Below are 21,092 nucleotides of genomic sequence, written 5' to 3'. Positions count from 1 at the left end.
TGCCAGACGAGCTACCTCTTGCGGATCCAGCTCGTGTCGGCTTCGAGCAACTCGACCTGGTTGACGGCGGCGACCAGCTCGTCGACGGGCAGGTCACCGGTCGCGGTGATCCAGACGTCGCCGTCGCGCACCACGACGTCACCGTTCTCGACGAAGCCCTGCTTGCCGCGGACGGTGACGGGCGTCCGGGAGTCGTCGAGCCGCGGGGTTCGCGGCGACACCTGCACGCGGGCGGGGGTGTCCGCACGGGCGACCCAGTCCGCCGGTCCGGTTCCGCCCATCTGGGCCGCCGACTGACCGTTCAGCCGGAAGGCGGGCTCGTAGACGAGCTTGGCGCCGGCCCTCACCGAGTCGGCCACGCGCAGCGCCGTCTCCCCCACGTCCCCCACCTCGCGCACGCCGACGAGGACGACGTCCTGGGCCTTCCACGCCACCGTGGCGGTCTGGCCCTCCACCCGCAGGTGGCCCTTCAGCCCGCGGACCGACACCTCCTGCCAGCCGGTGGTGTCCGGGTAGTCCGGGGTGCTGCCGACCGAGACGGTCGGGCCGCCACCGTCGACGGCGTCCACCGGGGCGTTCGACGGCACCCAGACGCGTGCGGCCAGCCCCCTGCTGACGCTGCGGGCGCCTTCGACGAACCCGTCCGGCAGCCAGTGGGGCGCGTACTCGAGGGCGATGCCCCCCGAAGCGTCCGGCACGAGCGCGGCGGCCGCGTCGCCGCCCGTCGGCGGCGCGTACCTGTCGCTCGCGACGAGCCCGCCGAAGACCAGCACCGCGACGGCGGCGACTCCGGCCGTCGCGATCAGGAAGATGTTGTTCCGCTGCCGCTTGTGCTTGCGCCTCAGGGCGTTGAGCGTCGGTCCCGGGTGCGGGGTGCGTTCGGCTAGCTTGCCGAGCGCGTCCTTGATCAGCTGTTCGGTGTCGTTCACGACAGGCCCTCCCCGAGCCGCAGCCCGACACCAGCGGGCTCCGGCGTGTGTTCCATGCGGAGTGTGGCCAGCGCACGTGAGATGTGGCTGCGCACGGTTCCCTCGGCACAACCGAGCATCTGTGCGATCTCCGAGTCGTCGTAGTTCTCGTAGTAGCGGAGGACGACCGCGGCCCGCTGTTTGCGGGGCAGCTTCGCGATCCGCTGCAACATGGCTTCCCGCTCGTCGTAGTGGTGGGTCGTGTCGCCGACGGGCGGGGTGACGGACTCCAGGGTCGTCATGCAGAGGGCGACGTCCTTGGCGGCCCTGCGCCGGCGCCACGAGAGGTACTCGTTGGTCACCATGCGCTTGACGTAGGCGTGAGGGAGGTCGACCGAACCGATGCGGTCCCACTTCTGCTGCGCGCGCAGCAGGACTTCCTGGACCACGTCCTGGGCCAGGTGCGGGTCGCACGTGAGCACGGTGGCGTAGCGCAGCAACGGGGTCACCTGGTCTGCCACGAAGTCATCGAAACTCGGTGTCAATCCCGACCCCCTTCAAAACCGTCACACCCCTATGACGCAGCTCGAGGCTGTTCTGTTGAGTGTGCCCTGATGGAGGAACGGCGTGGGCTGGATCACATGGGAAAATCACCCCGTGGGCAGCAGCAGCGACGTTCCCGCGCTCCGGCGAGGGCTGGCGGTCCTCCGGCTGCTCGCGGGCAGGCCGGGGCCCGTCTCCGCGGCATCGGTCGCGCGGGAGCTGAACCTGCCCAGGTCGACGACCTACCACCTGCTCTCGGAGCTCACCGAGGCGGGCTTCGCGACCCACTTCCCCGAGGAGAAGCGCTACGGCCTCGGCGTCGCGGCGTTCGAGCTCGGCTCCGCCTACCTGCGCCACGACCCGCTGGAACGCCTGGCCCGCCCGTTGCTCCGCAAGCTCGCCGACCGCATGGAGAAGGTCGCCCACCTGGGCGTCCTGCACGGCGCCGAAGCCCTGTACCTCGTCCGCGAGCAGCCCCGCCAGCCGCAGTCCATCGTCTCCGACGTCGGCGTCCGCCTGCCCGCGCACCTCACCGCCTCGGGCCGCGCGATGCTCGCCCACCTACCTCCGGCGCAGGTCAGGGCACTGCTGCCGTCGGTGGCGGCGTTCGTCGACCGGACCGGCCGAGGCCCGCACAACCTGCCGGCGCTGCGCAGGCTGCTCACCTGGGAACGCCGCCAGGGCTGGGCCGTCGAGGACGGGTTCGTGACGGCGGGGTTCGCGTCGGTGGCGGCGCCGGTGTTCGACCACGGCGAGCGGCCGATCGCGGCCATCACCCTGACGTTCCGGCACCTGTGCGACACGCCGTGCGGGCAGACGTGGCCCGACCTCGCCAAGGAGGTCCGCAAGGCGGCGGAGGAGCTGACGGTGCGGATCGGCGGTCACGCGGCGCCGGGGTAACTGCTCCGGCGGGCCTCCACGGACCTGCTTCGATGGTGGGCATGGGGGAAATCGACATCGAAGAGCTCGACATCGCCGATGCCGCCGAAGCCGACCAGCGCGCCCTGTTCGACCTGCAGGTCGCCTGGTGGACGACCGCCCTGCCGTCGCGAGAGCTGCCGGAGTTCAGCGGATGGGTGCGCAGGCAGCGGACGCCGGAGATCGGCTGGGGCCGTTCGCGGTTCCTGGTCGCGCGGGAGCGCGGACGGGTCGTCGGGTACGCGCGCGGCTACCTGCCGACGGGCGACAACGCGCATCTCGTCACGGGCGAGGTCGTGGTGGACGAGCGGCGGCGGGGCAGAGGCATCGGCACCGCCTTGCTCCGGCACGCCGTGCGCCTGGCGGACCGCGACACCGCCGAGGCCTCGTGGGTTCCCGCGGGCAGTGAGGGCGAGCGCTGGGCAACCGCCCGGGGCTTCGCCGTCGTCAGTTCGCTCACCCTGCAGGACCTGGTGCTCACCGGCCCGCTGCCCGAGCCGGGTGAGGTGCCGGCCGGGTACCGCCTCGCGCACTGGACAGGACGGGCTCCGGAAGACCTGCTCGACGCGTACGCCGACGCGCTCAACACCACGAAGGACCAGCCCATGGGCGACAGCGCGATCGAGTTGGCCACGTACACGCCGGAGCGGGTGAGGCAGGAGGAGGACACCCTGTCGGCAGCCGGTGTTGACGTGTGGGTCGTCCTCGCGCTGTACGGCGACGAAGCTGCCGGAGTGACGGTTGTGCACCGCACTCTCTCGCGGCCTTCCGTTGGCCACCAGCGCTACACCGGTGTACTTCCCGCCCATCGCGGCAAAGGCATCGGCCGGTTGGTCAAAGCGCACCTGCTGCGCCGGCTCACCGGCATCGAGATCGTCGAGACCGAGACGAACAGCACCAACGAGCACATGCGGCGGATCAACCACTCGCTCGGCTTCACCGACCGGACCACCACCGTCGACCTGTGCGCTCGCACGGCTGATCTCGTGCTGTAGCAAACGACGGCGGGGCGAACACCCGGAGGTGCCCGCCCCGCCCCTTCGCACAACGTCAGATGCCCGCGCCGGCGAGCCACTCCTTGGCGACCTTCTCCGGCTCCGGCTTGTCCGGTCCGGCCAGCTTCTGGTTCAGGTCCAGCAGCGTCTTCGTGTCGATCTTCTTCGAGATGGCGTTGAGGGTGTCGCGGACCTGCTGCGACGCCTTCTTCTCGTTGATGAGCGGCAGCACGTTCTGCGCGGCGAAGACGTTCTTCGGGTCTTCCAGGACCACGAACTCGTTGGCCTTGATCGCGTAGTCGGTGGTGAACAGGTTGGCGGCCTGCACCGTGTTGTCCTTCAGACCGGCGACGGTCACCGGGCCGCCGACGTCGAGGGACTTGAACTCCTTGAACTCGCAGTTGTACTTCGCCTTCAGACCCGCCAGGCCGTCGGCGCGGCTCTGGAACTCCGGCGGGCCGCCGAAGGCCAGGTCCTTGCAGTACGGCACGAGGTCGTCGATCGACTTGAGGCTGTACTGGGCCGCGATCTGCTTGGTGACGACGACGGCGTCCTTGTCCTCCGCGGCCGACTTGTCGAGCACGACCAGGTTCTGCGGCAGGGCCTTCTTGAGCGCCGCGTACACCTCGTCGGAACCGACCTCGGTGGCGTCCTTGTCGATGTGCTTGAGCAGCACGCCGGTGTACTCGGGGATCAGGTCGATCGAGCCGTCCTGCACGCCCTTGTAGTACAGCTCGCGGTTGCCGATGTTCAGCTTCTTGGAGACCTTGACGCCCTTGGCGGACAGGGCTTCCGCGTAGATCTCCGCGAGCAGGCGGGACTCCGGGAAGTTGGCGGAGCCCACGACGATCGTGTCCGTCGGGGCCGGCTCGTTGTTGCCGCTCCCGGCCAGCGGATCTCCACCGCACGCCGACAGGAGCATGACCGCGGCGACCGCTGTCGCGATGCGCTTCATCTCTTTCCTCCGGTTCCTGCTGGACGCAGCCCTGGCGAGACCGTCAGCCGCTGCAGGCCGGCGAACCCCAGGTCGACGAGAACGGCGAGCAGTGCCACGAGCACCGCGCCGGCGAGCATCTGTCCGAACTCCTGCAGGGCGAGGCCGTCGAAGACGAACCTGCCGAGACCACCGGCGCCCGTGTAGGCGGCGATGGTGGCGGTGGCGACGACCTGCAGCGCGGCGCCGCGGAAGCCGCCGTAGATCAAGGGAAGCGCGTTCGGGATCTCCACGTTGAGCAGCACGCCCGACTCGCGCATGCCGACACCGCGCGCGGCGTCGACGGCCATCGGGTCCACCGCGCGCACGCCGGCGTACGTGCCCGCCATGATCGGCGGCACGGCCAGCAGCACCAGTGCGACGTAGACCGGGAAGTCGCCGAGGCCCGCCCACAGCACTACGAGGATCAGCACGGCCGTGGTCGGCAACGCGCGCAGGGCGTTGGAGAGCCCGACGATCACGAACCCGCCCCTGCCGGTGTGGCCGACGAACGCGCCGAGCGGGATCGCTATCACCGCGGCGATGAGCAGCGTCAGCAGCGTGTACCCGAGGTGTTCCAGCAGCCGCACCGGGATTCCGGTCGGGCCGGACCAGTGCGCGGGGTCGAAGAGCCAGGCGCCCATTCAGCTCACCTCCCCGCCCTTGCCCACGGCGTGAGCAGTCGTCCGACGAGCAGCAGCAGGCCGTCGGCGAGCACCGCCAGCACGACCGTCCCGATGAGGCCCGCGAGGACCTTCTCGGTGTGGTCGGTCTGGTAGCCCTCGGTGAAGAGCTGGCCGTAGCCGCCGAGCCCGACGAGCGCGCCGACGCTCACCATGCTGATGTTCGACACGGTCGCGACCCGCAGGCCCGCGATCGTGACCGGCAGCGCCAGCGGGAAGTCGACGGTGAGGAAGCGCCGCAGCGGGCGGTACCCCATCGCGTTCGCGGCGGCGATCACGTTGCCCGGCACCGCCGCCAGCGCGTCGCAGACCGAGCGGACCATCAGCGCGACCGTGTAGATCACCAGCGGCACGATGACGTTGATCTCGTCGAGGATCTTGACGCCGATCAGGATCGGCGTGATCACGATCAGCGCGATCGACGGGATCGTGAACAGCACGTTGGCGAGCGGGAAGAGGACCGCGCGCGCCTTGGCGGACCGGCTCGCGAACCACCCGAGCGGGATGGAGAGCGCGAACCCGGCCAGCACCGGCACGATCGAGAGCCGCAGGTGCACCGCGGTGACTTCCCAGAACCTCTCCCAGTTCTCGAGGATCCAGGTCACTTCGGGACCTCACCCGCCGCGCGGGCCTTGGCGAGCGCCTGGATCACGTCGCCGGCCTTCACCACGCCGGTCACGGCGCCGGCGCCGTCGACCACCACGCCGAGCGCGGACGGCGAGCTGAGCGCCGCGTCGAGCGCGCCCCGCAGCGACGAGCCGTCGTAGAGGGAGCCACCGGCGACGAGGTCGTCCTCGCGCACCTCGACCTCACCGTCCACACCGGACAGCCAGCCCTTCGGCCGGTTCTGCTCGTCGACGACCAGCGTCCAGTCCGCGACGGTGACGCGCTCACCGAGCTTGGCCGTGGCGACGGGGTGCACGGGCACGTCGGCGTGCAGGAACGTCAGGGTGCGGTAGCCGCGGTCCCTGCCGACGAACGATGCGACGAAGTCGTTGGCGGGCGCGCTGAGCAGCTCCTGCGGCTTCGCGTACTGCGCGAGGTGCCCGCCCTTGCGGAACACCGCGACGCGCTCGCCGAGCTTGAGCGCCTCGTCGATGTCGTGCGTGACGAACACGATCGTCTTGTCGAGTTCCGCTTGCAGGCGCAGGAGTTCGTTCTGCAGGTCCTCGCGCACCACGGGGTCGACGGCGCTGAACGGCTCGTCCATCAGCAGCACCGGCGGGTCCGCCGCCAGCGCGCGGGCGACGCCGACGCGCTGCTGCTGGCCGCCCGAGAGCTGGGCCGGGTAGCGCTTGCCGAACGCCGGGTCGAGCCCGACGATCTCCAGCAGCTCGGCCGCCCGCGTGCGCGCCCTGCGCTTGTCCCAACCGGACAGGAGCGGCACGGTCGCGACGTTGTCGAGCACCGTGCGGTGCGGGAAGAGGCCTGCCTGCTGGATGACGTACCCGATGCCGCGCCGCAGCGTGGGCGGGTCGACGGTCAGGACGTCCCGGCCGTCCACGAGGATCGTGCCCGATGTGGGGTCGATCATGCGGTTGACCATGCGCAGCGACGTCGTCTTGCCGCACCCGGAGGGGCCGACGAACACCGTGATGGTGCCCGCCTCGACCGTGAGGTCGAGCTCGTCCACAGCGATGGTCCCGTCCTCGAACCGCTTGGTTACGGCCCGGAACTCGATCACCCTTCGGATCCCTCCGGTCGCGACGGCCTCCCCGATTCGGACCGCCCTGGATGCAGATCCCACTGACCTTAACTCGTTCGGCGTACCCCGGCACAACGTTCCACGATGTGGCAGGCCGTATGGTTTACCGCTTGTGACGATCGACCAGGTTCGGCAGTTGGTGGCGGAGCGCGGTGTGCACGCCCGCAAGCTCCGCGAGGTGTTGTCCCTGCTCAGCGAGGACTGGCACCCGCTGGCGGAGCTCGTGCGCCTGCCCGCGGTCCCGCGCCGCACGGTGCAGGACCTGCTCAAGGCGCTGGGCGACGACGCCGAATCTTCAGGTGATCGTTACCGCATCGCCCCCGGCCTGGTCCCGGCCTACCGCGCGGAGTTCGGCGTCTCGGGTGTGAGGGACCACACCGACGTGCTGCGGCAGATCCTCGTGGACGTGGCGGACGTCCCACCGCCGCTGTCCTCGTTGGACCACGTGCAGGCGACGGCGGAGACCGCTCTCAACCGCGCGGTGTGGCTGAACTCCACCTACGACCTCGCGGGCCGGCGCCTGCTGTGCCTGGGCGACCACGACCTGACGTCGCTGGCCGTCGCCGCCGTCAACCCGGAGGTGTCCATCACGGTGGTCGACCTCGACGAGCGGCTGCTGGAGTTCATCGACTCACGGGCCTCAGCCCGCGGTCTCGACGTCCGGACCTTGCACTGCGACATGCGTTTCGGGTTGCCGACGTCGGTGCTCGAGTCGTTCGACCTGATCTTCAGCGACCCTCCCTACACGCCGGAGGGCATGGGCCTGTTCGCCGGGCGCGGCGTCGAAGCGCTGGAGGACATCGCCTCCGGCCGGCTGCTGCTCGCGTACGGCTTCTCCGACCGCACCCCCGCGCTGGGCCTGAAGGTCCAGCAGGAACTGCAGAAGCTCGGGCTGGTCTTCGAGGCGATCCTGCCCGCGTTCCACCGCTTCGACGGCGCGCAGGCCATCGGTTCCGCGGCGGACCTCTACGTCTGCCGCCCCACGGGCCGCCGCGCGGTGGCCGGCGGCACGCGCATCTACACCCACGGCGCGCAGTCCGTGGAGTCCTCCGGCCCGTCGAAGGAAGCCCTGGCGGCCCTGTCGGAACTGGCTCCCCGCCCCGAGTCCTCGCCGCCGCCCAAGCCCCGCGCGGCCGGGTGGGCCGAGCCCGTCGGCAAGGGCGCGGCGTCGCTCGCCGTCGACCTGTCTGCGGACCCGGGACCGTGGCTGCTGCGGACGTTGCTGGCCTCCTCGCCCGCACGCCTGGCGTGCCTGGTCGCGAACAACCACCCCGCGGTGTCGTCGGAGGCGGGGCAGAAGGAACTGCAGGAGCTGGTGGCGACCCGGTTCAAGCTGAAGTTCCTGCGCAACAACCCGGACGGCAAGACCACGATCGTCGTCGCCGACCAGGTCCTCACCGGAACGCTGTCGCTCGGCGAGCGCACGGTCCGCGAGGTCCTCATGAAGGCGCACGGCAAGCTGCGCAACGTGTGGCGCGAGGCGTTGATCACCGCGTCGCAGGGCGTGCTGACCAAGCGGCAGGCGGCCGAGATCGTCGACAACGCCCCGGTGGCGTCCGACGACCTCGACGTGAGGCTGATCGACCTGCCCAAGCACCGCATCGCGGCGCTGCTGCCGGAGATCTCAGCCAGCGCGGGGTATGTGGAGCGGCCCGAGGGCTAGCACGGCGCGGAACTCCTTGGGCGGCACCGGACGCGAGAACAACCAGCCCTGGTACGCGTCCACGCCGACACCGCGCAGCACGTGGAACTGGGTCGCGGTCTCCACGCCCTCCGCCACGCACTTGCGGCCCATCGCCCTGGCCATGTCCACGACGGCGCGGGCGACGGCGAAGTCCGAGGAGTCGTTGCCCACGCCCGAGACGAACCGGCGGTCCACCTTGATGATCTGCGCCGGCAGGTCCTTCAGGCGGGCGAGCGACGAGTAGCCGGTGCCGAAGTCGTCCACGGCGAACTGCACGCCGCGCTTCACGAGCTCGTCCATCGACTGGCGCACACGGGAAGGCAGGTCGACGAACGCGGTCTCGACGAGCTCCAGCACCACGCGTTCCCACGGGACGCCGGACTCCATGATCGCGGTCGACACGATGTCGACGAACTCGGGATCGCCGGGCACGAGGCCCGCGAGGTTCACCGCCACCGAGACCGGGCGGCCGTCCGGCGCGGGCCACGTCGAGGCCTCGCGCAGGGCCGTCCGCAGCACCCAGCGGTCCAGCTCGCGCATCAGGTCGCCCTGTTCGGCCACCGGCAGGAACACGTCCGGCGGCAGCAGGCCGCGGTCCGGGTGCGGCCAGCGCACCAGCGCCTCGGCGGTCAGCACGGCGCCGTCCACGCCGACGACCGGCTGGAAGTGCAGCGCCAGACCGTCGTGCTGCAGGGCGTCGCGGAGCTGGCCCTCGAGGTGCACCTGGCGGTCGGCGGACGCGATCAGCGCCGCCGAGGCCAGCGAGACGCGTCCGGCGCCGGCGCGCTTGGCCTCGAACATGGCGGCGTCGGCGAACCGCAGCAGGTCGGCACCGTTGGCGCGCGAGCCGTTCGGGACGGCGGCGCCGATCGAGGCGGAGACCCGGACCAGCTGGCCGTGCACGGGAACGGCGGTGCGCAGCAACGACGCCACACGGGTGGCCAGCGCGTCCACGCCGCCCACGGCTTCGATGTCCTCGGAGATGATCACGTACTCGTCGCCGGACAGGCGTGCCGCGGTGCAACCGTCGGGCAGGCCGCCCTCCAGCCGGCGCGCCAGGGCGACGAGGAGCTCGTCGCCGGCGTCGTGGCCGAGGGAGTCGTTGACGCGCTTGAAGTTGTCGATGTCGCAGAACAGGACGGCGACCTTGGACCGGTCCTGTCCCTCCAGCGCCTTGCCGAGGATCTCCTTCACCAGGGCGCGGTTCGGGAGACCGGTCAGCTCGTCGTGGGTGGCCTGGTGGCGCAACGCCTCGGCGGCGCGGCGGCGTTCGGTGATGTCCAGGAACACGACGAGCCAGAAGCGGCGGCCGTCGTCCTGCACGGACAGCGCGATGTGCAGCTCGCAGTAGACCTTCTCGCCGTCGGGGCGGACGAGGATGCGCTGCGGGATCTTCTGCGTGCGCTCCGCGGCCCACTGCAGGCCGGGCGACGTGTCGTCGGGGTGGGTGAGCTGCTCGGCGGTCATCCCGCGCAGCTGCTCCAGCTCCATGCCGAGCAGGTCGCACAGCGCGTCGTTGGCGTCGACGAGCCGCTCGCCCTCGTCGAACAGGCCGATGCCGACCGGGGTGACGGAGACGAGGTCGGTGAAGCGCTGCGAGGAGCGCTTCATGCGGGCCTCGGCGGCGCGCTGCTCGGTGACGTCCTGGGCGGTGCCGACGGCGAGCTGCTTGCCGTGCGCGTCGTGGACGATCATGCCGTGGCAGCGGAAGATCCGCGTGGAGCCGTCGTGCGGCCGCACCACGCGGTGTTCGCACTGGACGGCGACCTCGTCGACGGCGAGCTGGCGCCACAGGTCGTCGACCCAGGCGCGGTCCTCGGGGTGCACGAGGTCGAGGTAGTAGTGGTAGCTGCCGTCCACGTCGGCGGGGATGCCGTAGAGGTCGCGCAGCATGTCCGACCAGACGACCTCGCCCGTCGACGGGTTCCACTCCCACATGCCGAGGCGGGCGGCCTGCTGCGCGTCCGCCAGTCTTCGGCGGTCCTCGCGCATCTGGCGTTCCAGCGCCCGCGCCTCGGTGACGTCCTGGATGGTGCCGTGGTAGCGCTCGATGCGGCCGGACGGCGCGATCTCGGCGCGGGCCCGGCACATGTAGACGCGCTCGCCGATCTCGCTGCGGACCTCGGCCTCGACCGGGGCGTCGTCCTTGGCGTGCAGCAGCTGGTGGCGCAGTGCCTTGACGGCCGCGCGGTCGTCCGGGTGCACGCCGCTGAGCAGGTCGTCGTCGGGCGTCATGCCGAGCTCGGCGAACATCTCCATCAGCACTTCGCTGCGGTGCACGGCGCGCGTTCCGGTCTCGTACGCCCAGCTGCCGATGCGGGCGATGCGCTGCGCCTCCAGCAGCCGCGCCCGTTCCTGGGCGAGCTCGGTGGCCGCGCGCTTCGACTCGGTGATGTCGCGGATGTAGCCGGTGATCTTGTCCAGGGCGCCCGCGTCGTCCAGCCGCGCCTCGGCGACACCGCGGATCCACCGCAGCTGGCCGTCCGGGCGCACGATCCGGTACTCGATGTCGATCGGGTCGCCGGTGATCTCGCGGCCGTGCCAGTACGTCTCGACCATGTGGTAGTCGTCGGGGTGCACGACGTCGAGGACGGCCTGCGCGCCCGGCACGACGGTGGCGCGGTCCACGCCGAGCAGTTCGTAGTGGGTGTCCGACCAGACGGTCATGCCGGTGCCGGGGTCGAACTCCCAGGAGCCGAGCTGCGCGACCCGCTGCACCTTGCGCAGGCGGCGCTGCTCGTCGCGCAACGCGTCCGCGGCGGCCGACAGGTCGGACACGTCGATCAGCAGGACGGCCTGCAGGCCCGTTCCGGGAACGGCGTGCCGCGCCACGCGCACCGGCAGCTCGCTGCCGTCCGCGCGCGACAGCCGCAGGTCGGAGGTGTCGCCGAGGAGCAGCTCACCGAGCGGGCGCCCGACGAGGTCGTCGGCCCCCTGCGCTCCGGCCAGCTCCACGGCCGCGGGGTTCGCCTGCATGACGACGCCCTTGGCGTCGACGAGCAACGACGGCGCATCGGGCAGTGTCAGCCCGTCGAGCGTCATCGGAGGTCTGTCGGCCGTCCGTGCACGGCCGTTCACCACCGTCGCGCGTCCCACCCACTTGGGCACCGACCCACCCTCTCCCGCATTAGCCGCCCGCGGCAATTCGAGTGGACACGACAACGGCACCCGAACGGCGGCAAACACGAACCCTCTCCTCGGATGAACATCCGAGGAGAGGGACGGTAGCGCTTCGGAGCGTCATCGCCCACCCCTGCACGGGTTAACGAAAAGCCACGTTCGTGGTTCCGCTTCCCGCGAACTTGCACATGGGTGGCAAATGCGAGCGCCTGATCAGGGCTTGATCAAGCGACTCCGTCGGCCTTCGCGGCCATGGCCACGGCCGCCGCGACCTCGGGTCCGACGCGCGGGTCCAATGCCGAGGGAACAATTCGGTCTGGGCCCAAATCATCTTTCGCGACGGCGAGAATGGCATCCGCGGCGGCGAGCTTCATGCCTTCCGTGATCCGTCGCGCGCCCGCGTCGAGAGCCCCGCGGAAAATGCCGGGGAACGCGAGCACGTTGTTGATCTGGTTCGGGAAGTCGCTGCGGCCGGTGGCCACGATCGCGGCGTGCCGGGCGGCGACCTCCGGGTGCACCTCGGGGTCCGGGTTCGACAGCGCGAAGACGATCGAGCCGGCCGCCATGCTCGCGACCAGGTCCTCGGAGACCTTGGAGGACGACACGCCGATGAAGACGTCCGCGCCGCGCAGCGCCACGTCGATGCCGCCGTCGAGGTTCGCCTTGTTCGTGACCGCGGCGATCTCCTCCTTGACCGGGTTGAGACCGGCGCGGCCCGCGCGGACGATGCCGCGCGAGTCGAGCAGCGTGATGTCACCGGCACCGGCGGCGAGGAGGATCTTGGCGATCGCGATGCCCGCCGCGCCCGCACCGGAGATGACCACCCGCTGGTCGCCGATGTTCTTGCCGAGGACGGTGTTCGCGCCGTTGAGCGCGGCCAGCGACACGACCGCCGTGCCGTGCTGGTCGTCGTGCATGACGGGGCAGTCGAGCGCCTCGATCAGCTTCTGCTCCAGCTCGAAGCAGCGCGGCGCGGAGACGTCCTCGAGGTTGACCGCGCCGAACGACGGGCGCAGCCGGACGAGCGTCTCGACGATCTCGTCCACGTCCGTCGTGTTCAGCACGAGCGGGATGGAGTCGAGGCCGCCGAACGTCTTGAACAGCGCGGACTTGCCCTCCATGACGGGCAGCGACGCGCTCGGGCCGATGTCGCCGAGGCCGAGCACCGCGGTGCCGTCGCTCACGACGGCGACCAGGCGGTGCGCCCACGTGTACTTCGCGGCCAGGGAGGCGTCCCGGGCGATGGCCTGGCTCACTCGTGCGACACCGGGCGTGTACGCGATGGACAGCGCCTTCGGGTCAGCGAGCGAGGCGGTCGCGCCGACCTCGAGCTTCCCGCCCAGGTGCGCGTTGAAGATCTCCTCGTCCGTCAGCGTCGTCGGATCGGAGTTCTCGGTACGGGCTTCGTTCACTGCTGTCACGGCGTCCCTCCTGCGGTGCGGGCGGCGTAGTGGCCCAACGTGGGCTCATCACCAAACGGCGCACCGTCCCAGCGTTGTCACACCGGGTACACGGGGCCTGGAAACTCGGTCGACGACCTCCGACGAGTTGCGTCGGAGAACTGTCCGAGTGCTGCGGGTGACGGGAAGTGTGGCAGGGTCCCGCGTCTCTGTCTGCGGTGGGGATCACACTTTTTCCGCAGGTCAGAGGGCATGTAGCAAGACGTCCGTCCGGTTTTCTGAACCGACCGGTCAGTTTCTGCTGGCAGGAAGCACCCGATCGGTCAAGAAAGATTGACGCCTTAGAGTGACGGCATGCTGGCGAGTTCGCTGAAAATTGACGGCGCGTTGGAGTTCACCCCCCGCACGTTCCCCGACGACCGCGGTGTGTTCGTCTCGCCGTACCAGGAGGCCGCCTTCGTCGAGGCGGTCGGGCGCCCCCTGCGGGTCGCCCAGACCAACCACAGCGTCTCCCGCGCCGGGACGATCAGGGGCATCCACTACGCGGACGTGCCGCCCTCCCAGGCCAAGTACGTCTTCTGCCCGCGCGGCTCGTTCATCGACGTGGTCGTCGACATCCGGGTCGGCTCCCCCACCTTCGGCCAGTGGGACGCCGTGCTCGTCGACTCGAAGAAGTGCAACGCGGTCTACCTCGCCGAGGGCCTCGGCCACGCGATGATCGCGCTCGAGGACGACACGACCATGAACTACCTCTGCTCCACCGTCTACAACCCGTCCGGCGAGCACGGCCTGACCCCGCTCGACCCGGCGCTGGACCTGCCGTGGCCGCGCGAGTTCGAGTTCCTGCTCTCGGAGAAGGACACCGCGGCCCCCACCCTGTCCGAGGCCTACGAGGCCGGCGTGCTGCCGCGCTACGAGGACTGCCTCGCCCTGTACGCGTCTCTCAAGGCCTGAGAGTCGGTCTCGGCCATAGTCGAGCTTTGACGACACCGAGCACTTCCGCAGGTCCGAGGTGTTCGGAGTCGGTGCTCGCGAACGGGTTGTCTCCCACCACGTGCCACCCCCCGTCCACTTCGTGGGAGGCGCGCTTGATCGACAGCTGCCCCGGCCGACTGTCCCACCGGACCAGCACGATGTCGTTCGGACGGGGCCTCGCACCCCACCTGACCAGCACGATGTCGTCGTTCCTCAGGGCGGGCACCATGGACGGCCCCTTGACGAGCACCGTCGACAGACGCGGTCTCAACGATCACCTTCCGCTCAGCCGGAGTAGGGTTCCTACCTGTCGGAGCATCCACTGTTTTCACTCTGGGAGGAACGATGCGACTCGTGTCGCGCATTCTCCGCCCGCGCGTCGAGGCGACCGCGCATTGCGACCTGCCCTGCGGCGTCTACGACCCCGCTCAGGCCCGCATCGAGGCCGAGTCGGTCAAGGCGGTCCAGGAGAAGTACCAGGCCAACGAGGACCCGGAGTTCCGGGAGCGCGCCGTCCTGATCAAGGAGCAGCGCAGCGAGCTCGTCAAGCACCACCTGTGGGTGCTGTGGACGGACTACTTCAAGCCGCCGCACTTCGAGAAGTACCCCGAGCTGCACGACCTGTTCAACCGCGCCACCAAGGCCGCGGGTGCGTCGGGCACCAAGGGCTCGATGGACCCGGCGACGGGCCAGCAGCTGCTGGACCTGATCGCGCAGATCGACAAGATCTTCTGGGAGACCAAGCAGGGCTGAGGTCAATGCCCTGAAGACGACGCTGACCAGCGAAAACCCCTTTCGTAGGTCAGCGTCGTTTTGCATTCTTGAGGGTTGTTAGACGGCCCCCAGACGGCCCAAATCAGTCCTAAGTAGACAGTTATCGTCGCAACTCGCCGGATGCGGACATGCCCCGCACGGATCGCAGTCTTCGAACATACGTGCAGGTAGAATCCGGTCATGGGTGACGGAGACGACACGACGCCTCGTAAGGGCAAGAGGGTGGCGAAGCGCGCCGATGACGTCACGGCGCCGCCTCAGTTGGACTTCAGCAGTTTTTACGCTCAGTACGACTTCAGCAGGGCCTTCGCCTCGCTCGACAGGTTGACCAGGACGATCGCGACCGTCCCGACCTATGACTTCGTCAAGCTGACCAGCAACATCAACCTGCTGCCCGAAGTCGATTTCAGCAGATTCTACGCCCAGTACGACTTCAGCAGCGCCACCTTCGCCTCCCTGGACAAGTTCGCCAAGACCATGGCGACCGTCCCCACCTACGACTTCGTCAAGCTGACCAGCAACATCAACCTGCTGCCCGAAGTCGATTTCAGCAAGATCGTCGGTCAGTACGACTTCAACAAAGACACCCTCAACGCGCTCAACAAGCTCACGACGCGCTTCGCAACCGGCCCGGTCTTCGACGTGAGGACGACCTTCGCCCAGTTCGACTTCAGCAGTGCCGCGCTCGCATCGCTTGACAAGATCACTAAGACGATGGCGACGGTTCCCGCCTACGACTTCGTCAAGCTGACCAGTGAGATCAAGCTCCTGCCCGAGATCGACTTCAGCAAGTTTCTTGGCCGGTACGACTTCAACAAGATCACCCGAATCGCCCTCGACAGCCTCACCCCGTACCTGTCGACCATCCGCGCCTTCGACCCCGAGAAGCTCCTCGCCCGGCTCGACCTAGAAGAGTTCGTCGCCGAAGTCACCGAAGCCGCGATTCGGGAAGCCGGCACCGACCAAGTAAGCCTTGCAGACCTACCAGACGTGCTCAGGGGCGTCATCTATCACTTGATCTGGCTTGGGGGCACCGCCGCGCTGTTTTGGGTCTTGTTCATCGGCCGCGCCGTCTACAGCGACGGCGACAGTGGCGACAGGGCTCAGACCTTCGACGGCATGCTTGCAATCGTCGTCGCATGCGCCGCAGCAAGCAGTGGCCTGAAGAAGCTTGCAGCAAAGGTCACCGAGCCAGAGCAAAACGACGTCGACTCCTAATCGGGCACCAGAAGTCGACGGCAAGCCTGTGGGCTGGTCGACGCCGTCAAGGCGTTGAGCTGTCCATAGGCGCGGCAGCCGAGCGCCAAGACCAGCTCCATCAGGCCAAGCACCTCAGCGCTCGTCCTACTGGGGAGCGCTGAGATGTCCTGTGGCTCGACGTTCAGGACCAACAGTGCGAACAGATACCCTTTTCGATCGCTCGTGCTTCGCCGGTCGTGATCCAAACCACCGGATGCACTTTGCGTCCTCGCTGACGCGCGACGTTCACCGTGTGTTGGTACTTCACGCAATCTGTAGTCCGATGGATATTGCGACTGCGCGCGGTCACGAATCCCCGTGTGTTCTGATCCGCTGGCCACTGCCTTGCCCGCTGAGTGGCAGTCCCTACCTGCTGCGGGCGGGTGTCGGTCGGCAGCAAGTCCGCGGGGACTGTCTCTTCATCCCAGGTCTCTGGATCACCTGGTCGGTCGATCGTAAGCGTCTCGCGGTTGACGCGGAGTCCCGCCGGGATGTGCCCAGAGCGAGGACGACCAGACGGCGTCTTGGTATTCACGCCGCACCACTCCGCGAACTCGAACACGTCAAAGTTGGGATCAGCGTGTCCAAGCACCTGCGCGACAACCCACATCACGTTCGTGCGAACGCAGTTGGACTCTTCCTCAGAGAGCTGGTTCGCAGTGGCGTTGGGTCCGTCGTGATCGCGCTGGTGACCTGCACGGTCAAGCCGATATGGCGCGTCCGACCAGTCGTGATAGTTGATCTCCGCAGCGAACTCGCGGGCAAGACGGCTCAACACCATGACGTCCTCCGATAGGACTCGGTCTAGCGACGCCCCCCGACGGGGCGTCCGATCGAAGACTGTAACGAACGTGGCCACACCTGCGCGATGGTTCGAGGTGTCTGCATTTCGCGGTCCCTGCGGGGGCTGCTGGTCGTGGCCTGGTCCGTCGCGGACAGTCCCGGTTGCCTCGTCGGCGCCGACGCGGGCCGCCAGGCCCGCTTGGAGGCGCCGAACAACACTGCCCGGGGCTGAACTCCGCGACGGACGCGGGCACGAACGACCAGCGGCCCCCACAGGGGGCCGCCTTGATGAAGAAAAGAAACTCTGAACACCGCAGGCGCCGACAGTCCACCCGCCACGTCGTTGCCAAGCTGTGATCGCAGCAAGCTAACGCGTACCCCTATGGATCTAGATACCCCATCCGTACGGCCAATACGCTTGCTGTCGAATTTGATCAGGGCGAGAAGCGCACGACATGGGGGAGGTGGCCTTGACGGAGCAGAAGAAGGCTCGCCAGGTGAATATCCGCCCTGTGATCGAGTCATCGTTCACAGAGTGCATGGAGCAGCTCCAAGAGGGCTACGTGTTCGCCGTGGCCGCGACAGCCGGATGCACCGTCGAAGTCACTAAACGAGATATCTATGGAACAGACATTAGAATCATCCGCCCCGCAGCAGAAGTAAATGGAGAGGAAATAACCGTCCTTGCGCAACTTAAGAACACCACCACAGTAAGGCCAGATCCACAGAAAGACTTTTTCTCATATCAGCTTAAGAAGCGAGAATACTTCGACAAACTCGCCATGCCTCGGCGCGGCCCCAAAGCGATCTTGATCGTGATGGCCACTACGCCAGTTCAGGCAGACTGGACCAAAGGAAGCCATGAGTCCCTCGAACTCCAGTACTGCTGCTACTGGCGTAGCCTGGAGGGCGAGACTGCTGCAGACGGAGTAAAATCTCCTACGGTACGCATTCCGACAGCTAACGTATTCGACGCCAGCGCCCTTACCGAGATCTTGGACCGACTAGACAGAGAGGAGGAGCTGGTATGAACGGTTCGAGTCAACCTTTCACTGATCATCCTGAACGGGTCGACCCGGATCGCCTGCTGCTACTTCTCGAAGATCTAGGCTGGAAAATAGCTGGTGGCCGAAATGGGATCTACAAACGACTTACCCCTCCCACAAACGGCGATCAGGACTGGGGACGACGCTGGTCTCTCCTCGTGCCCTTAGACAAGGCCGCGCCGGATTTTGGAGATTCCATGCGTGCGGCAATTCTTGAACTTAGCAGTTCAATGTTTCGTGATCTTTGGGCAGTTGACTTAGCTCCGCGGTTGACGACTGAGCTGACAGACTCATTTCGTTTCCGTAAGGAAAGTTCGGCTCCGACCGGCTTAATTCCGTGGCGGCAGGGCGAAGACCTAATCAGTGCCGCGAGGTCCGCATTGATCGCCGGAGCGAAGTCTCACATCGAGCGCTTGCGCCGCTACAGCAACCGGCACGGACAATTCGCTGGTAGGTACCTAGATAGCGTACTCATGGGGCAGACGGCCATAGGAAGTTACGTCGTCACGGCTTACGCTCCAGCGAATGCGCCGATTGCACTTAGTGGGACAAGCGGCCATGAACAAAGCTTGCCTGAGATCGACTCAATTCCTGCAAGAAGAATCACTCAGTCCGTAGTAAGCGCCTTAGAAGCGACAGCAGAAGGACTCAGCCACTACCACGACACGGGGTCACTCAGCGGTTTTGATGCTGCGGTGCAACATGGCTTCTCATATGAACTTTCAACCGCATTGACGCACATCTCCAAAGACTCAAGCGGTGGAGACATTGAGATTGAGTACGATCCTGCAAGCCCACCCGAAGGAGCGAGCCCAAAGTTCACTTTCGAGTTCAAAGGTGCCGACACTGACATATTTGAACGAGTCGCGCGTAAACTTGCTGTTAGTGAAGAGTCATCGAAACCTACCACAATCACAGGTCGCGTTCACCTGCTAACCAAAAAGCATGCAGGCGGGCCGGGAATTTTCGGCCTGGAGACACTAGTAGCTCCAACACGAAAATTCCGAGTTCGACTAGATGATGCCGATCAGTATCATCTGGCCGTTCGCGCACACGATGAAGACCTCGCAATCCAAGTTTTTGGCGACTTGGAACGCGATGGCATGATGTACTGGCTATACAATGCCCACATTCAAGGCACGGTTGGATCCGTCGAAGAAATTCGAAATCGCACCCTCGGGGCAGCATCAGGCGCAGTGCAAGAACGACTAGAATTTTAAGAATTAAGAATGTTCTTGATGCACCCGACGCTCGTGACGACACGTCAGGCACACTGAAGTAATTCATATTAGCTTATCGCATGATTAGCTCGCGCACCGTGATTGTATCTTCCAGATTTTCGAGCACATCCACGGCTCCGGTCGCCCGTAGCTCCTCCATACCATTTTTCCCAGTCGCCACTGCAATAACTCGGACGCCAGCAGCTAAGGCAGCAGTCACGTCTCGTGGCGTGTCACCGATGAGTACCGTGTCGTCCAAGCCGAATTGCGTGTCGAGCTGCTGGGCCGCGCGCTCTCTGGCAATTGTCACCAGCTCCGCGCGGTCGGCGTGATCGTCGCCGTACGAGCTCGTCTCCAGGTCGAGGAACTGTTCCAACCCGAGCGCGACTAGCTTGATCCGCGCAACGGCCCGAAGGTTGCCGGTCAGCACCCCTTGGTGGACGGTTGGTTCCCCCTCCAACGCTGCCAGGGCTTCCCGCGCACCTGGCAACACTCGTGCCCGCGTCGCGAACTCATCACGGCCTGCCTCGTAGCTGTCGATGAGTGCGTTCACCAGCATGCCCATCGCCGCATCTGTCGGCTCGACCCCGTGGAGCTTCAAAGTTTCGGCAATGATGTCCAGCTCGGTCCTGCCGCTCACGTCGGCAAGCTGCTGGAAAGGCCGGCCGATCGCCAACGGGACCGCTCGCTCGTACATCTCGCGCCCCATGCCGCGAGACTGAAGCAACGTGTGGTCGATGTCCCAGAGCACGAGCCGTCGCAGCTCGTTCCGCGCGATCATGCTTCGAGTCTGTCACTCGATTGGGGGCCTCGCTTCGGGGCGTAGCATCAGTGCAGGTCAACGCTTCACAGGGGTGGGGATGGACAAACAGCTCGCAGTCGCCATCGGTGAACGGGTGCGTCTGCGCTGTCTCGCGTCGCGTCTGCCGAAAACCGTGATCGCCGGGCTTGCAGGCATCACGCCCGACTACCTCTACCAGATCGAACGCGGCCTCAAGCTCCCCACGGTCACGGTGCTGAAGCAGCTGGCCGAGGTGCTGAACGTGTCGGCTGACGAATTGTTGAGCTCCACTTCGACGCGGAAGACATCGGTTAAGCCTGAGCCAGCAGGCGACGCGCTGTATCGAACATTCACCAGGCCGACGGCGTCCAATGCCATACCCGTCGACCTGAAAGCATTGCGCCACAACGTTTTGGATGCCTGGCAGACCTGGCAGACATCGGCCACGCGATACAGCCGGCTCGCCCCAGAACTTCCGGCACTCGTGATCGAGACCGAGCAGGCCTTGCGTGACCGCGCGAACGGTTCAGCGGCTGGTCAGCGAGAGGTTCAGTGCTGCGCTGCCGACCTGTACGCGTTGCTGCGCAGCGTCGCCAAGAGGCTCGGCAGGGTGGACGTCTCGCTACTCGCGGCCGATCGTGCGATCCGTGCAGGCGAGAACGCAGACGACCCGCTGCGGTTGGCGATGGCCCAATGGAACCTCGCTCAGGTCCTGCTCGCCGATGGCGAAGCTGAGGGCGCTGAAGACGTCGCAATACACGCGGCTGAGGCACTGGAGGCCTGGACAGACAACGACCTCGACGCCGTCGCGCTCCGCGGTGCGCTCCTGCTTGTCGGCTCCATCGCTGCCGCACGTCGAGGAGCCATCTGGCGGGCACGGGAGCGTGTGCAGACGGTTGAGCCGCTGGCGAAGCAGACTGGCGAACGCAACACGTTATGGACGGTCTTCGGCCCGACGAACGTCGCGATGCACGCGGTCAGCGTTGAGGTGGAAGCTGGCGCGGCGGCGGACGGATTGCGGCTCGCCGAACGGATCGACCACGATCGCTCTCCCTCGATCGAACGCCGTGTTGCGTTTCTCCTCGACCAAGCCAAGGGTCAGGTGCAGCGCCGCGACTACGGCAGCGCATTGGTGATGCTGTCCGCCACTGAACGCGAAGCACCCGAGGATCTGAGGCACCGGCCGGCCGCGCACCAACTGCTGGAGACGCTCGTGCAACGGGCTCGGCGTTCTGTCGCGTCGGAAGCCGCGCGGCTGGCCACGCGTGTTGGTGCACCTCTCTGAGCAGCAGCGCTCCCAGCCAGGCCTAGCCGACAGCTCGGGTTACTGATCAGTAGCCGACCT

Annotated in this window: 20 protein-coding genes; 9 read left to right on the top strand and 11 right to left on the bottom strand. The window is 67.2% G+C overall.

Going from position 1 to position 21,092, the window contains the following annotated elements; translation table 11 throughout:
- Positions 1-11 precede the first annotated feature (11 nt).
- Together V1227_RS33155 and V1227_RS33150 are read right to left on the bottom strand one after the other, a co-directional pair.
- Complete coding sequence (locus V1227_RS33155; protein ID WP_329789169.1) at positions 12-929, bottom strand: hypothetical protein; 918 nt, start codon at positions 927-929, stop codon at positions 12-14.
- Positions 926-1,453 (bottom strand): SigE family RNA polymerase sigma factor, encoded by a 528-nt coding sequence (locus V1227_RS33150; protein WP_329789168.1) that lies wholly within the window; start codon positions 1,451-1,453, stop codon positions 926-928. Before V1227_RS33150 ends, V1227_RS33155 begins: the two co-directional genes overlap by 4 nt.
- A gap of 112 nt (positions 1,454-1,565) precedes the next feature.
- On the opposite strand from V1227_RS33150, the gene V1227_RS33145 reads away from it, so the two are divergent.
- Together V1227_RS33145 and V1227_RS33140 are read left to right on the top strand one after the other, a co-directional pair.
- On the top strand, positions 1,566-2,351 hold the full coding sequence (locus V1227_RS33145; protein ID WP_329789167.1) for an IclR family transcriptional regulator: 786 nt from the start codon (positions 1,566-1,568) through the stop codon (positions 2,349-2,351).
- A gap of 41 nt (positions 2,352-2,392) precedes the next feature.
- Entirely contained in the window at positions 2,393-3,364 is a 972-nt protein-coding gene (locus V1227_RS33140) for a GNAT family N-acetyltransferase (RefSeq protein WP_329789166.1), read from the top strand.
- A 55-nt stretch (positions 3,365-3,419) separates the two neighbouring features.
- Here V1227_RS33140 and V1227_RS33135 read toward each other — a convergent pair whose 3' ends face one another.
- Genes V1227_RS33135 through V1227_RS33120 form a run of 4 tightly spaced genes read right to left on the bottom strand, consistent with a single transcriptional unit; the run spans position 3,420 to position 6,704 of the window.
- Positions 3,420-4,319, bottom strand: a complete 900-nt coding sequence (locus tag V1227_RS33135; RefSeq protein WP_329789165.1) for an ABC transporter substrate-binding protein — start codon at positions 4,317-4,319, stop codon at positions 3,420-3,422.
- Positions 4,316-4,981 carry an ABC transporter permease gene (locus V1227_RS33130; RefSeq protein WP_329789164.1) on the bottom strand — a complete coding sequence of 222 codons (666 nt, stop codon included), beginning with the start codon at positions 4,979-4,981 and terminating at the stop codon, positions 4,316-4,318. Before V1227_RS33130 ends, V1227_RS33135 begins: the two co-directional genes overlap by 4 nt.
- A 5-nt stretch (positions 4,982-4,986) precedes the next feature.
- Positions 4,987-5,625, bottom strand: a complete 639-nt coding sequence (locus V1227_RS33125) for an ABC transporter permease (RefSeq protein ID WP_329789163.1) — start codon at positions 5,623-5,625, stop codon at positions 4,987-4,989.
- The gene (locus V1227_RS33120; RefSeq protein WP_329789162.1) at positions 5,622-6,704 is read right to left on the bottom strand and encodes an ABC transporter ATP-binding protein; all 1,083 of its coding nucleotides are present in this window, start codon (positions 6,702-6,704) and stop codon (positions 5,622-5,624) included. Before V1227_RS33120 ends, V1227_RS33125 begins: the two co-directional genes overlap by 4 nt.
- 133 nt (positions 6,705-6,837) lie before the next feature.
- On the opposite strand from V1227_RS33120, the gene V1227_RS33115 reads away from it, so the two are divergent.
- On the top strand, positions 6,838-8,388 hold the full coding sequence (locus tag V1227_RS33115; protein WP_329789161.1) for a bis-aminopropyl spermidine synthase family protein: 1,551 nt from the start codon (positions 6,838-6,840) through the stop codon (positions 8,386-8,388).
- On the opposite strand, the gene V1227_RS33110 is transcribed toward V1227_RS33115, so the two are convergent.
- The gene (locus tag V1227_RS33110) at positions 8,350-11,517 is read right to left on the bottom strand and encodes a bifunctional diguanylate cyclase/phosphodiesterase (RefSeq protein ID WP_329789160.1); all 3,168 of its coding nucleotides are present in this window, start codon (positions 11,515-11,517) and stop codon (positions 8,350-8,352) included. The genes V1227_RS33115 and V1227_RS33110 overlap by 39 nt on opposite strands.
- Before the next feature lie 236 nt (positions 11,518-11,753).
- Positions 11,754-12,950 (bottom strand): NAD(P)-dependent malic enzyme, encoded by a 1,197-nt coding sequence (locus V1227_RS33105; RefSeq protein WP_442916395.1) that lies wholly within the window; start codon positions 12,948-12,950, stop codon positions 11,754-11,756.
- Between the two features lie 333 nt (positions 12,951-13,283).
- On the opposite strand from V1227_RS33105, the gene V1227_RS33100 reads away from it, so the two are divergent.
- Entirely contained in the window at positions 13,284-13,883 is a 600-nt protein-coding gene (locus V1227_RS33100) for a dTDP-4-dehydrorhamnose 3,5-epimerase family protein (protein WP_329789159.1), read from the top strand.
- On the opposite strand, the gene V1227_RS33095 is transcribed toward V1227_RS33100, so the two are convergent.
- Positions 13,873-14,154, bottom strand: coding sequence for a S24 family peptidase (locus V1227_RS33095; protein WP_329794168.1), 282 nt, complete (start codon positions 14,152-14,154; stop codon positions 13,873-13,875). The genes V1227_RS33100 and V1227_RS33095 overlap by 11 nt on opposite strands.
- Before the next feature lie 95 nt (positions 14,155-14,249).
- Here V1227_RS33095 and sodN point away from each other — a divergent pair, with 95 nt between their 5' ends.
- Both sodN and V1227_RS33085 read left to right on the top strand, forming a co-directional pair.
- Positions 14,250-14,657, top strand: coding sequence for a superoxide dismutase, Ni (sodN, locus tag V1227_RS33090; RefSeq protein ID WP_065916284.1), 408 nt, complete (start codon positions 14,250-14,252; stop codon positions 14,655-14,657).
- Between the two features lie 201 nt (positions 14,658-14,858).
- A complete protein-coding gene (locus V1227_RS33085; protein ID WP_329789158.1) occupies positions 14,859-15,896 on the top strand; it encodes a hypothetical protein in 1,038 nt (345 codons plus the stop codon).
- Positions 15,897-16,059: 163 nt separating this feature from the next.
- Here the strand turns inward: V1227_RS33085 and V1227_RS33080 are convergent, their stop codons facing one another.
- Entirely contained in the window at positions 16,060-16,698 is a 639-nt protein-coding gene (locus V1227_RS33080; RefSeq protein ID WP_329789157.1) for a hypothetical protein, read from the bottom strand.
- 472 nt (positions 16,699-17,170) lie between these two features.
- Here V1227_RS33080 and V1227_RS33075 point away from each other — a divergent pair, with 472 nt between their 5' ends.
- Together V1227_RS33075 and V1227_RS33070 are read left to right on the top strand one after the other, a co-directional pair.
- On the top strand, positions 17,171-17,731 hold the full coding sequence (locus V1227_RS33075; RefSeq protein WP_329789156.1) for a DUF4365 domain-containing protein: 561 nt from the start codon (positions 17,171-17,173) through the stop codon (positions 17,729-17,731).
- Complete coding sequence (locus V1227_RS33070; RefSeq protein ID WP_329789155.1) at positions 17,728-18,966, top strand: hypothetical protein; 1,239 nt, start codon at positions 17,728-17,730, stop codon at positions 18,964-18,966. The genes V1227_RS33075 and V1227_RS33070 overlap by 4 nt, the downstream gene beginning before the upstream one ends.
- Before the next feature lie 73 nt (positions 18,967-19,039).
- On the opposite strand, the gene V1227_RS33065 is transcribed toward V1227_RS33070, so the two are convergent.
- The gene (locus V1227_RS33065; protein WP_329789154.1) at positions 19,040-19,747 is read right to left on the bottom strand and encodes an HAD family hydrolase; all 708 of its coding nucleotides are present in this window, start codon (positions 19,745-19,747) and stop codon (positions 19,040-19,042) included.
- Between the two features lie 79 nt (positions 19,748-19,826).
- On the opposite strand from V1227_RS33065, the gene V1227_RS33060 reads away from it, so the two are divergent.
- The gene (locus V1227_RS33060; protein WP_329789152.1) at positions 19,827-21,032 is read left to right on the top strand and encodes a helix-turn-helix domain-containing protein; all 1,206 of its coding nucleotides are present in this window, start codon (positions 19,827-19,829) and stop codon (positions 21,030-21,032) included.
- Positions 21,033-21,092 lie beyond the last annotated feature (60 nt).

The organism is Lentzea sp. DG1S-22, assembly GCF_036321065.1.
Lineage (GTDB): Bacteria > Actinomycetota > Actinomycetes > Mycobacteriales > Pseudonocardiaceae > Lentzea > Lentzea jiangxiensis.
The sequence above is the reverse complement of the archived record's forward strand: the minus strand, read 5'-3'. Positions and strand labels throughout refer to the sequence as shown.